Raw genomic sequence first — 11,737 nt, 5'->3', positions numbered from 1 at the left:
GCTTATTTAACTAATAATCACAACCCCTAGATAATCAACGAAATGCTTGGCACTTCAGGAGCTAGGTCACATGGGTTCATCATTAATTACAGGTATAGATATAAATCATCACAGCATCAAAGCCGTGGTACTAAAACCCGTGGGGGAGTTGTATGCCCTAGTGGGATACAAAGAGCTGCCGATTTCGGACGACATTTTTACAGCTAACCATACTTTGGAGTATCAGAAAACTGTTAAGAAACTTAAAGAACTTAGGAAAGGACTGCCTTTTGGCTGTCGCAACGTCGCCATTTCGGTACCTGATAACACGGTGATCAGCAAAGTACTGCAAATAGAGAGTGAGTTAGAAGACAGAGAAAAAGAGTTTTCTATCTATCAAACCTTCGCCCATCAATCTCCCTTCCCTATCGAGGAGCTGAGTTTAGATTTTGTAAAGCTGGAAGACAAACGATTTGGTAAAGGTTCGACAAGCAGTTATCAGGTATACGCCACTCGTAAAGAAGTTGTGGATAGCCGAGCGGATGCATTAACCAAGGCTGGCTTCAAACCTGTGGTGGTGGATACACAGGCGCATGGGCTACTTAATATCTGGCAATTGGCCTCGCGCCTGTATCCCGATAAGAAAAACTGGTTGCTAGTGGATGTTGGAATCGACCAAACCTCGCTAGGGGTTATCCCGCAGAATTCGGCGCCTTTCTATAAAGACATCGCCTTTGGCACTCAAGATCTTCGCAGCTCAGATGACCCGAGTGATATCGAGAGCGTGTTCGGTACTATGGAAGAGACACATCAATTCATTGTTAACCTGATTGAGAAGCTCAAGCGTCAATTGCAGCTCTATTCATCGGGAAATGCGCAGCAACCTATCTCAGGGATTTGGTTGATGGGCGAGGGCGCCAGCATCCCTATGGTAACCGAAGAGCTAGAACGCCATTTTCAGTTGAGCTGCGAGTCATTGAATCCTTTGTCTTTATTTGAGAATAAGGTCGCCAAGAGACGCCGACTGCCGATTGACTGGCAACACTTTGGTATCGCGGCGGGTATGGCGATGAGTGGGCTCAAGTGGCAGGGAGAGAAGCATGTTGCATCAAATTAACCTGCTGCCGTGGCGTGATGAGATTCGTGCTCAGCACAAGAAGCGTTTTATCCATCTGGTCATTCTTGGCGTCATCATTGCGCTTGGTGGGCAATGGGCGGTCGGTAACTACTTTCACGACCAACAAGCCAAGCAGCAAGCGCGCCTTAATTATCTCAATCAATACATCGCTGAGCTTGATCGACAAATTCAGTCACTGAAAGTCGCAGAGCAAGAACACAAAGCCATTCTGACTCGACTTGATGTGGTTGAGTCGCTGCAGCTTGGCCGTAATAAGACCACCGACTTCATGAACTTGATGCCGGAGCTGATTCCAGAGGGGGTCTATGTCGACAAGATAAAGATGAATGGTCAGGAGATTGAAATGTCGGGCATCAGCGACAGCACTGCTCGTCTCGCCACCATGTTGGACAACCTCGAACGTTCAGATTCTTTGAAAGGGGTCGAGATGCACTCTATCGTTCATAACCGCAAGCGCTTCAATAAAGAGTTTCAGACCTTCAAGGTCTCTTTTGTGTTTAGCCCTGTGTCTTTAGAAAACACAACCGCGAGCAGAAAAGATAAGGGGGCGCATCATGGCTAACCTTCAAAATAGGATTAGTAGGCAAAACAGGATGAGCTTGCAAGATCTCGATGTTGATGAGATCACCGAATGGCCATTGCTGCCTCAGCTTCTCGTGATTCTGGTGTTGATAGTGTTAATCCAAGGTGTAGGCACTTGGCTTTATGTGTTGCCACTCGACGATGAACTGCAACAGATGAAGCAACAAGAACAAACCTTAAAGACGACCTTGCGAATAAAGGCCAACAAGGTTGCAGCCTTGCCTAAATTGCAGAGTCAGCTGGATGAACTAACCAGTCGCTACGATTATCTATTAGAGCAGCTGCCCGTTCAAAAGGAGTTAGCGAGCATGTTGGCCTCCGTGAATGAGCTCGGCTTGGATAACTCGCTGACCTTCACACGAATCGATTGGGGGCAAAAGCAGAATAAGGAGTTTCTCTATCGATTGCCTCTCAATATAGAGCTGACAGGTGACTATCACGAGATTGGTGACTTCTCTGCTGCCATCGCCAAGCTGCCGCGTATTATTAGCTTTGATGATGTGAATTGGCAGCGAGTCAGTCAAGAAAGTAGCACGCTGCACTTTAGGGTTCGAGCTTATACCTACCAGTTTAAATCGGAGGTTAATGATGAAACCCAATAGCGTGTTTTATTCAACATTACTATTGCTTGTGCTCACGGGCTGTAAAGCGAATGAAGATTCGTTAGAAGACTTTGTAGTGCAAGTTGAGGCCAAAGCGAAAAAAGAGGTGGAACAACTGGTTCCTGCGACTGAATTTTTGGCCGCTACTTATCAGCGGCGAGCCTTTCGTCCTCCGTTTGAACTGCCTAAAGAAGCCATTGTGCAAAACCAACCCTTGGTTAAGAAAGACTGTTGGCAACCCAGCGCCCGTTCTCGTAATGGCAAGTTAGAGAAGTACCCGCTGAGTAAGCTTCGTTTAAGAGGCGTGATGGGCAGTGGCTCAAGCGTGTTTGGCTTAGTGCAAACACCCAAAGGCAACGTGGTAAACGTCAAGAAAGGCCAGTTTATCGGCTTAAACAATGGCCGAGTTACTAAGGTGACGAGCCAATACGTTCAGATTAATGAAACTCTTCCAGATGGCTTAGGTTGTTGGCATAAGCGCAACGTTAGGCTGGCTCTGAAGTAAACCAATGTCACATGATGTGGATATGAGATGTAAATATGATTAAAGGAATAAGTGGATTAGTGAGCAAGGCTCTACAAGGTTTTGCTGTGTCTGTGATGTTGGTTGTTAGCGTGCTCAGCCATGCCGAGAGCTTACCGAACAAATTGGAGAATATTGATTTTAGGGTCAATAAGGATAAAGACGCCGTCATCATTATTGAGCTGGCGACCAGCACAGCAGTGGTGGATGTTCAACGAGCTCAGGAAGGGTTAAGTATCGAGCTAATCAATACTCAAGTTGATGATGACAAGCTCTACCTGCTGGATGTGAAGGATTTCGCTACCTTGGTTGAAGGCATTGAAGTCTATAAAGAGACACCAAGCACTCGGCTTCTAGCGACGATTAGCAATGACTATCAGTATGAATACAACCTAAAGGGGCGCTTTATTGAGGTGGTGATCAGCAAACCGGTGCTCGATGAAGCGACCAAAGAAAAAAGCGTTCTAGAGAAAGAGGGCAAGCTGATATCGATTAACTTCCAGGATATCCCGGTACGAAATGTCCTGCAACTGATTGCCGATTACAACGACTTCAATCTCGTGGTGTCTGATTCGGTAGCCGGAAACCTGACGTTACGCTTAGATGGCGTACCTTGGCAGCAAGTTCTCGACATTATCTTGCAAGTTAAAGGCTTGGATAAGCGTGTTGATGGCAATGTTATCTTGGTCGCGCCGAAAGCGGAGCTCGACCTTCGAGAGCAACAAGCGTTAGAGAAATCGCGCTTAGAAGAGGAGTTAGGGGAGCTTAAATCGGAAATCATCAAGATTAACTTTGCTAAAGCCACCGACATCGCTGACATGATTGGAGGTGAAGGTGCGGTCAGCATGTTGTCCGATCGTGGTTCGATTACCATTGATGAGCGCACCAACTCACTGCTCATTCGTGAATTGGAAGAAAACATTGCCGTGATCCGAGGCATCATTGAATCGTTAGACATTCCCGTGAAGCAGGTACAGATAGAGGCACGTATTGTCACGGTTACTGAGGGTAATCTTGATGAGCTTGGCGTGCGCTGGGGCGTTTCCTCAACCAACGGAAGCTTCACCGTTGGTGGCTCAATCGAAGGTAACCACCCATCAGCGATTACGCCGTATGACGACGATAGCGGCAGCAGCGTGATTGATGACTATCTCAACGTCAATTTAGGGGCAACATCGCCGAACGCCTCGAGTATTGCGTTTCAGGTGGCCAAACTGGGTTCAGATACCTTACTCGATCTTGAACTGTCGGCACTGCAACAAGAGTCAAAAGCTGAAATCATTTCTAGTCCACGCTTAATCACCACCAATAAAAAGCCGGCTTATATTGAGCAAGGTACTGAAATTCCTTACTTAGAGTCATCTTCAAGTGGCGCTACGTCGGTTGCATTTAAGAAAGCCGTGTTGAGTCTTAAGGTGACACCGCAGATCACGCCCGATAATCGTTTGGTATTGGATTTGAGCGTGACTCAAGATAGGCCAGGGCAAGTGGTAAAAACTGGAACCGGTGAAGCGGTCGCCATTGATACGCAAAGAATAGGTACGCAAGTGCTTGTTAATAATGGTGAAACTGTCGTGCTTGGCGGGATATTTCAGCACAGCGTGAGCAGTACAGTGGATAAAGTTCCTCTGTTGGGGGACCTGCCAGTTTTGGGCGCATTGTTCCGTCGCAGCTATGAAAATGTGGGTAAAAGTGAACTACTTATTTTTGTCACACCCAAAGTTGTGATTCAGTAATGAACAATTAGATTAAAAATAAAGTTGCATTAGTGGCACCTAACCTTGATAATTTCGGGTCTTATCACGAATTATCTGTGAGGAATCGGTGCCACGGGCCTTTTAATTTCAGTACTTGTACTGACCTACCTTGTGGCGATGTCATTGAATTAACGTTGTAAATTACTGCTAAAAACATGGCTGAGAAACGCAATATTTTTCTTGTTGGCCCAATGGGCGCCGGCAAAAGTACAATTGGTAGACACCTAGCTTCCCAACTTCATATGGAGTTTCTAGACTCTGACACTGTGATCGAAGAGCGCACTGGCGCAGACATCGCATGGGTTTTTGATGTTGAGGGCGAAGAAGGTTTCCGTAAGCGCGAAGAATCTGTAATCAATGATCTGACAGAAGAACAAGGTATTGTTCTTGCGACAGGTGGTGGTTCAGTGTTGAGCAAAGAAAACCGTAACCGTCTATCTGCACGAGGCATTGTTGTATACCTAGAGACAACAATTGAAAAGCAACTTGCTCGCACTAACCGCGACAAGAAACGCCCTCTACTTCAAACAGACAACCCGCGTGATGTGCTAGAAGATCTAGCTGTATCTCGCAACGCACTATACGAAGAAGTGGCGGACTACACAGTTCGTACTGACGACCAAAGTGCAAAAGTGGTAGCCAACCAGATCGTAAAAATGCTAGAAGAACGTTAAGTTCATTTTTTCGGAGAGCAAACCCATGGAACGGATTACGGTCAATCTAGCTGAGCGTAGCTACCCTATCTCTATTGGCGCCGGGTTATTTGAAGACCCGGCGTACCTTTCTTTTTTATCAGGTAAGCAGAAAGTTGTTGTTATCAGTAATGTGACAGTAGCGCCTCTTTATGCTGATAAAATTTTATCGCTATTGGATCAAGTCGGCTGTCAGACATCTCTTCTCGAGCTGCCAGACGGTGAACAGTACAAAACCCTTGAAACGTTCAATTCAGTGATGAGCTACATGCTTGAAGGAAATTACAGCCGCGATGTGGTGGTGATTGCTTTAGGAGGTGGTGTTATCGGTGACTTGGTCGGTTTTGCTGCCTCTTGTTACCAGCGCGGTATTGATTTCATTCAAATCCCGACGACCCTTCTTTCTCAAGTGGACTCTTCTGTTGGTGGTAAAACCGCAGTAAACCATCCTCTTGGTAAGAATATGATCGGCGCTTTTTACCAACCGAAATCTGTGATCATCGATACCAACTGTTTATCAACGCTTCCAGAGCGTGAGTTTGCAGCGGGCATTGCTGAGGTGATCAAATACGGCATCATTTACGATGAAGCCTTCTTTGATTGGTTGGAGCAGAATCTAGAGAAACTTTATCAACTTGATGAAGAAGCACTGATTACCGCGATTGCTCGTTGTTGTGCAATTAAGGCTGAAGTGGTGGCTCTAGATGAAAAAGAGTCAGGAATCAGAGCGTTATTGAACCTAGGTCATACATTTGGTCATGCGATTGAAGCAGAACTAGGCTATGGTAATTGGCTACATGGTGAAGCTGTGTCGTCAGGCACTGTAATGGCAGCTAAAACAGCTCAATTACAGGGACTGATCTCTCAGCAGCAACTTGAGCGAATTATTTCTATACTCAAGAATGCGAAACTACCAATCCATACGCCAGAAAGCATGTCTTTTGAAGACTTTATGAAGCACATGATGCGCGATAAAAAAGTGCTGTCTGGTCAGTTACGTTTGGTATTACCAACAAGTATTGGTACTGCTGAAGTGGTTGCTGATGTGCCTCAAGACATCATTAAACAAGCGATCGATTTCTGCCGTACTCTTTAAATTTGGTTGTGAGGTTGCCTAGCTAAACTCTAGGCAACTGAAGCGTTTTACTGATCGATCTTATCAGTAGGGATCCCCAATGAGTTTGGCTCATGAATTAAGAGTATTAGAGTTAGAATCTCAAGTTGAGCTGCTAGAGCGCTTACAGCTTTTGACTAACTTTGGTTCAAACCTTGTGACGGTGGCGGGCAAAGCTGGCTCTGGCCGATCTTGGTTGGCTCAGCGTTATCTTGAAGCATGGTCGACAGAAAAAAATCAGTGTTTACTGCTTTGTCATCCAAGCCAAGACGATCAACAACGCCGTGCGCTCATTCTTAGCCAAATTGTTTCTGATCCCCTGTTTAATCAACATGATTCTTTATCGGATAGCCTAACAAGGTTACTGGATGGAGAACCGTGTAATGTGGTTATCGTCGTTGATGATGCCCAACGACTTTCTGAGCTATTGGTATCCGAATTATGGATGTTGGTACTGGAAGCTCAATCAAACCCTCAATGGACGATCAATATCGTTCTCTTCTCGGAACCTGGCCACTTAGATACGTTATTAACGCGTTTGAGCTACGGTCAACAACACAAACCTATCGATCTTGAGATCGATGACCTTTCGCAACCAGAAGCTGAACATTTCTTTGAATCACTGGTGATTCGATATGTTGATGATGAGTCTGAAACTTGCGTGCGACGTGCGTTTAATAAAGCGCAACCTCTGCCCGGTGAGTTAATGGCTTTAGGAGAATTGAAAGTGGAAAAAAGGATTATTATTCGCTCAATTATTGGCTCACCCATCAATATCGCGATTGTGGTGGCCTTGCTGTTGATTTTAATTGGTGGTGGTTATTGGTGGATGTTCAGTCAACCAACCCCTGACGATAAAGCGCAATCTCTTATCGCTCCGATTGAACAGACAGCTATCCCAACTTTTGAAGTGGAAAGTGGTACCGAGCAAGCTGGAATCGACGGAATGGACGATTCTGAAGCCGAAGCTGACATGAGTTATCAAGGTGCTGATGACGACAGCTCATCTTTGCCACCGACTGTCGTTGAAGATACCGCGAGTGTTGGAGAAGTCGAACAAGATCAGCAGCGTGTCGTAATCACCTCTGATGTGGTTGATGCCTTGCTTGATGATAAACCTGAAAGTGCCGATACCAGTGCGATTGATGCTGCTGTTGAAGAAAACACAGGTGCCGCGGTGAGTTCGCAATCAGATGCAGACAAAGTGGAGTCACAGCCTTCAGCCGATGAAGCAACAGACCTAACACAGTCCACGCCACCGACTAAGAAAATTACATTCTCATTTTCTCGCGAAGAGTTACAAGCTATCTCTCCGCGAGCTTATACTTTGCAGTTGAGTGCGATGACCTCATTGGACGACGTACAGTCTTTCATTGAAGAGTATGACCTTGAGAACAAGGTTCGTATTTACCCAACACTTCGCAACGACACCAAGTGGTTTATTATCACTTATCAAGATTACCCAACGATTCAAGTGGCGAGAGACGCGGTAAGTGCGTTATCAAAACCCCTTCAACAGTTGGAACCTTGGGCAAAATCGATGAATCAAGTGCATCGAGAGATAGAACGTGCGAAATAACCCTGAGCTTAGCCTCAAAATATGTTACATTCCGCAGCCTTATTTTTGAGTTGATAGATAGAGCAGTAAATGAAAAAGCAGCGTGCCTTTCTAAAATGGGCTGGTGGTAAATATGGCCTAGTTGAAGACATCCAACGTCACCTGCCACCTGCTCGTAAATTGGTAGAACCGTTTGTCGGTGCCGGCTCAGTATTTCTGAATACTGACTTTGAACAGTACCTGCTTGCAGATATCAATCCCGATCTTATCAACCTGTACAACCTGCTTAAAACCGATCCTGAAACTTATATCACGGAAGCGAAGCGCTGGTTCTGTCCTGAGAACAACCGTAAAGAAGCCTTCTTAGATATTCGCGCTGAGTTCAATGGTACAGATAACGTCATGTATCGTTCATTGGCTTTCTTGTATATGAACCGATTTGGCTTCAATGGCCTATGTCGTTACAACAAGAAGGGCGGTTTTAACGTTCCATTTGGTTCTTATAAAAAACCTTACTTCCCAGAAGCTGAGCTGGAATTTTTTGCCGAGAAAGCGAAAAAAGCCACCTTCGTCTGTGAGGGATACCATGAAACCTTTAGCCGCGCGCGCAAAGGCTGTGTGGTTTACTGCGATCCTCCATACGCACCACTGTCGAACACGGCAAACTTTACCTCTTACGCAGGTAATGGCTTTAGCTTAGATGACCAAGCTGCACTGGCGGATGTTGCTGAAAAAGCAGCGATGGAACGAGGCATCCCTGTCTTGATCTCAAACCATGACACCACCTTAACGCGCCGTTTATACCATGGTGCAGAACTGAACGTGGTCAAGGTTAAGCGCACCATTAGCCGTAATGGCGCAGGGCGCAATAAAGTCGATGAGTTACTGGCACTTTTTCATAAAGAGAAAAACCAGCAACACGCTTCAGAAGAATTGTAGCGGCCAACATAACCCTCGAACTCATTAAATTGAGTGACCAACGGGTACTTTCATAAACTAATCTTTCGAACTGCTAGGATCTGCTTAGTTGCTTAGGTAGAATTGCACACCAAATAGTCTTGGGATTGAGTCTTGTATTTGTGTATGAGATGTCACCAAGGCGGTGATATTCGCAATTTACTCACTCTTAAGAGGTTTGGTATGAAAGATTTTCTAATCGCTCCATCGATTTTGTCTGCAGATTTTGCTCGTCTTGGTGAAGACGTAGAAAAAGTACTCGCAGCTGGTGCTGATGTTGTGCACTTCGATGTGATGGACAACCACTACGTACCTAACCTGACTTTTGGCGCGCCTATTTGTAAAGCGCTGCGCGACTACGGTATTACTGCTCCTATCGATGTTCACCTTATGGTTAAGCCAGTAGACAGCATCGTGCCTGAGTTTGCAAAAGCGGGCGCATCAATGATTACCTTCCACGTTGAAGCTTCAGAGCACATCGATCGCACTCTACAGCTCATCAAAGAGCACGGTTGTAAAGCGGGTGTGGTTCTTAACCCTGCAACACCGCTTTCTTGCCTAGATTACATCATGGACAAAGTAGACATGATTCTACTAATGTCTGTGAACCCTGGCTTCGGCGGTCAATCTTTCATTCCTCACACGCTAGATAAACTACGTGCTGTTCGTAAGCTGATTGATGAGTCAGGCCGTGACATTCGCCTTGAGATTGATGGCGGCGTGAAGGTTGATAACATCCGTGAAATCGCAGAAGCGGGCGCAGATATGTTCGTTGCGGGTTCAGCTATCTTCAATCAACCAGATTACAAAGAAGTGATTGATGAGATGCGTGCAGAGCTTGCAAAAGTAAACGCATAATCGTAAAACTACAGATAGATTGAATATTAAGGGGCTAATTTGCCCCTTTTTTACGTCTTATAGCTCAACTCATAAGACGAACATAATAAATAGGAAAGTAAGATGTCATTAAGCTCAATAAAACTGATCGCCTTTGATTTGGATGGAACCTTGTTAGACAGCGTGCCTGATTTGGCCGTTGCTGCTGACCAAGCTTGTCAGGAGTTGGGCTTCCCTTCAGTGAGCGAAGAACAAGTTCGCGACTACGTAGGTAATGGTGCTGATGTTCTTATCGGACGTTCACTCAGCCGTAACTTGACGGTTGACCCAAGCCTAGAGCCAGAGCTACTGAAAAAAGCACGCATCCTGTTTGATGATTTCTATGAGCAGGGCGGTCACAAGCTAAGTCACCTTTACCCATCGGTTAAAGAGACGCTGGCTGAGCTGGATAAAGCCGGCTTCACTATGGCGCTGGTTACCAACAAGCCATCGAAGTTTGTACCAGACGTACTGGCGCAACACGGTATTGATAAGTACTTTGTTGATGTGTTGGGTGGCGACTCTTTCCCAGAGAAAAAACCGAACCCAGTCGCTCTGAACTGGTTGCTAGAAAAGCACAATGTAAAAGCGGAAGAGATGTTGATGGTTGGCGATTCAAGCAACGACATTAAAGCGGCTAAGAATGCAGGTTGTCACTCGTTTGGTCTGACTTACGGTTATAACCACGGCGAGCCGATTTCAGCATCAAACCCTGACTATGTCGCGGATAACGTCGCGCAATTACTAGATGTCGTTCTAGTTTCAGCATAAAACGGACAAAAGTTAGCTAACCTACTAGCAAAATACTTATCAATGAGTACACTGGATGAGCCGTACAGAAGAGCTGTGCGGCTTTTCTATATTTAAGTTAAGAAGCTAAGCGTTCAATAAACTTAGCGAATAAGCAAAGGAATTAAAACCATGAGCAAGCCCATCGTATTGAGTGGTGTTCAACCATCTGGTGAACTAAGTATCGGTAACTACTTGGGTGCTCTACGTCAATGGCAACAGATGCAAGATGATTACGATTGCCAATACTGTGTTGTAGACCTTCACGCAATTACGGTTCGCCAAGATCCGAAAGCACTGCATGAAGCGACTCTAGACGCACTAGCAATCTGTCTTGCTGTCGGTGTTGATCCAAAGAAGAGCACGCTATTTGTTCAGTCACACGTACCAGAGCATGCTCAACTTGGTTGGCTTCTTAACTGTTACACACAAATGGGTGAACTGAGCCGTATGACTCAGTTTAAAGATAAGTCTGCACGTCACTCAAACGACGTAAACGTAGGCCTATACGACTACCCAGTGTTGATGGCTGCAGACATCCTGCTTTACGGTGCTCACCAAGTACCTGTAGGTAGCGACCAGAAACAACACCTAGAGCTAGCGCGTGATATCGCAACTCGCTTCAATAACATCTACGGTCCTGAAACGCCAATCTTCCAAGTACCAGAACCTTACATTCCAACAGTGAATGCACGTGTAATGAGCCTGCAAGACGCGACGAAGAAGATGTCTAAGTCGGACGACAACCGTAAGAACGTGATTACTCTGCTAGAAGAGCCTAAGTCGATCATCAAGAAGATCAACAAAGCGCAAACCGATGCAGAAACACCACCACGCATTGCTCACGATTGGGAAAACAAAGCGGGTATCTCTAACCTAATGGGTCTGTACTCTGCAGCGACGGGTAAAACGTTCGAAGAGATCGAAGCGCAGTACCAAGGCGTTGAAATGTACGGTCCGTTCAAGAAAGACGTAGGCGCAGCATTGGTTGAGATGCTTGAGCCGATTCAAGCTGAATATCACCGTATCCGTGCTGACCGTGCCTACATGGACGCAGTAATGAAAGCCGGTGCTGAAAAAGCCTCTGAACGTGCTGCAGTGACACTGAAAAAAGCATACGAAGCAGTAGGTTTTGTTACTCGCCCATAGGGTGAACTAACACAACTCGCT

Annotated in this window: 12 protein-coding genes; all 12 read left to right on the top strand. The window is 45.7% G+C overall.

All coding sequences use genetic code 11. From position 1 onward, the window contains the following. Positions 1 to 70: 70 nt before the first annotated feature. The 12 genes from pilM to trpS all read left to right on the top strand — a co-directional run bounded on the left by pilM (position 71) and on the right by trpS (position 11,716). Entirely contained in the window at positions 71 to 1,096 is a 1,026-nt protein-coding gene (gene pilM / locus AB4375_RS01080; protein ID WP_017061130.1) for a type IV pilus assembly protein PilM, read from the top strand. Continuing rightward, positions 1,080 to 1,679 (top strand): PilN domain-containing protein, encoded by a 600-nt coding sequence (locus AB4375_RS01075; RefSeq protein WP_137001067.1) that lies wholly within the window; start codon positions 1,080 to 1,082, stop codon positions 1,677 to 1,679. Before pilM ends, AB4375_RS01075 begins: the two co-directional genes overlap by 17 nt. Beyond that, positions 1,672 to 2,301, top strand: a complete 630-nt coding sequence (locus tag AB4375_RS01070) for a type 4a pilus biogenesis protein PilO (protein ID WP_017068838.1) — start codon at positions 1,672 to 1,674, stop codon at positions 2,299 to 2,301. Before AB4375_RS01075 ends, AB4375_RS01070 begins: the two co-directional genes overlap by 8 nt. Further along, positions 2,285 to 2,806 carry a pilus assembly protein PilP gene (locus AB4375_RS01065; RefSeq protein ID WP_372050879.1) on the top strand — a complete coding sequence of 174 codons (522 nt, stop codon included), beginning with the start codon at positions 2,285 to 2,287 and terminating at the stop codon, positions 2,804 to 2,806. Before AB4375_RS01070 ends, AB4375_RS01065 begins: the two co-directional genes overlap by 17 nt. Before the next feature lie 35 nt (positions 2,807 to 2,841). Beyond that, positions 2,842 to 4,560, top strand: coding sequence for a type IV pilus secretin PilQ (locus tag AB4375_RS01060; RefSeq protein ID WP_032545762.1), 1,719 nt, complete (start codon positions 2,842 to 2,844; stop codon positions 4,558 to 4,560). Positions 4,561 to 4,736: 176 nt separating this feature from the next. Then, positions 4,737 to 5,255, top strand: a complete 519-nt coding sequence (gene aroK / locus AB4375_RS01055) for a shikimate kinase AroK (protein WP_017061125.1) — start codon at positions 4,737 to 4,739, stop codon at positions 5,253 to 5,255. Between the two features lie 25 nt (positions 5,256 to 5,280). Further along, positions 5,281 to 6,369, top strand: coding sequence for a 3-dehydroquinate synthase (gene aroB / locus AB4375_RS01050; RefSeq protein ID WP_017061124.1), 1,089 nt, complete (start codon positions 5,281 to 5,283; stop codon positions 6,367 to 6,369). Between the two features lie 79 nt (positions 6,370 to 6,448). Beyond that, entirely contained in the window at positions 6,449 to 7,966 is a 1,518-nt protein-coding gene (locus AB4375_RS01045) for an AAA family ATPase (protein ID WP_017068836.1), read from the top strand. A 69-nt stretch (positions 7,967 to 8,035) separates the two neighbouring features. Continuing rightward, a complete protein-coding gene (locus AB4375_RS01040; RefSeq protein WP_017061122.1) occupies positions 8,036 to 8,884 on the top strand; it encodes a Dam family site-specific DNA-(adenine-N6)-methyltransferase in 849 nt (282 codons plus the stop codon). Positions 8,885 to 9,085: 201 nt separating this feature from the next. After that, positions 9,086 to 9,760, top strand: a complete 675-nt coding sequence (gene rpe, locus AB4375_RS01035; RefSeq protein WP_017068835.1) for a ribulose-phosphate 3-epimerase — start codon at positions 9,086 to 9,088, stop codon at positions 9,758 to 9,760. Positions 9,761 to 9,862: 102 nt separating this feature from the next. Further along, positions 9,863 to 10,549, top strand: coding sequence for a phosphoglycolate phosphatase (locus AB4375_RS01030; RefSeq protein ID WP_017061120.1), 687 nt, complete (start codon positions 9,863 to 9,865; stop codon positions 10,547 to 10,549). Positions 10,550 to 10,699: 150 nt separating this feature from the next. Beyond that, positions 10,700 to 11,716 carry a tryptophan--tRNA ligase gene (gene trpS, locus AB4375_RS01025; protein WP_016796005.1) on the top strand — a complete coding sequence of 339 codons (1,017 nt, stop codon included), beginning with the start codon at positions 10,700 to 10,702 and terminating at the stop codon, positions 11,714 to 11,716. Positions 11,717 to 11,737 lie beyond the last annotated feature (21 nt).

The sequence above is a fragment of the Vibrio sp. 10N.261.51.C6 genome (genome assembly GCF_041471785.1).
Lineage (GTDB): Bacteria > Pseudomonadota > Gammaproteobacteria > Enterobacterales > Vibrionaceae > Vibrio > Vibrio crassostreae_C.
Note: the sequence above shows the minus strand (reverse complement) of the source record. Positions and strands in the feature narration are given on the sequence as shown.

Excerpts from the sequence above, each read along its gene's own strand:
- pilM (WP_017061130.1), top strand. The coding sequence starts at position 71 with ATGGGTTCATCATTAATTACAGGTATAGATATAAATCATCACAGCATC.
- AB4375_RS01075 (WP_137001067.1), top strand. The coding sequence starts at position 1,080 with ATGTTGCATCAAATTAACCTGCTGCCGTGGCGTGATGAGATTCGTGCT.
- AB4375_RS01070 (WP_017068838.1), top strand. The coding sequence starts at position 1,672 with ATGGCTAACCTTCAAAATAGGATTAGTAGGCAAAACAGGATGAGCTTG.
- AB4375_RS01065 (WP_372050879.1), top strand. The coding sequence starts at position 2,285 with ATGATGAAACCCAATAGCGTGTTTTATTCAACATTACTATTGCTTGTG.
- AB4375_RS01060 (WP_032545762.1), top strand. The coding sequence starts at position 2,842 with ATGATTAAAGGAATAAGTGGATTAGTGAGCAAGGCTCTACAAGGTTTT.
- aroK (WP_017061125.1), top strand. The coding sequence starts at position 4,737 with ATGGCTGAGAAACGCAATATTTTTCTTGTTGGCCCAATGGGCGCCGGC.
- aroB (WP_017061124.1), top strand. The coding sequence starts at position 5,281 with ATGGAACGGATTACGGTCAATCTAGCTGAGCGTAGCTACCCTATCTCT.
- AB4375_RS01045 (WP_017068836.1), top strand. The coding sequence starts at position 6,449 with ATGAGTTTGGCTCATGAATTAAGAGTATTAGAGTTAGAATCTCAAGTT.
- AB4375_RS01040 (WP_017061122.1), top strand. The coding sequence starts at position 8,036 with ATGAAAAAGCAGCGTGCCTTTCTAAAATGGGCTGGTGGTAAATATGGC.
- rpe (WP_017068835.1), top strand. The coding sequence starts at position 9,086 with ATGAAAGATTTTCTAATCGCTCCATCGATTTTGTCTGCAGATTTTGCT.
- AB4375_RS01030 (WP_017061120.1), top strand. The coding sequence starts at position 9,863 with ATGTCATTAAGCTCAATAAAACTGATCGCCTTTGATTTGGATGGAACC.
- trpS (WP_016796005.1), top strand. The coding sequence starts at position 10,700 with ATGAGCAAGCCCATCGTATTGAGTGGTGTTCAACCATCTGGTGAACTA.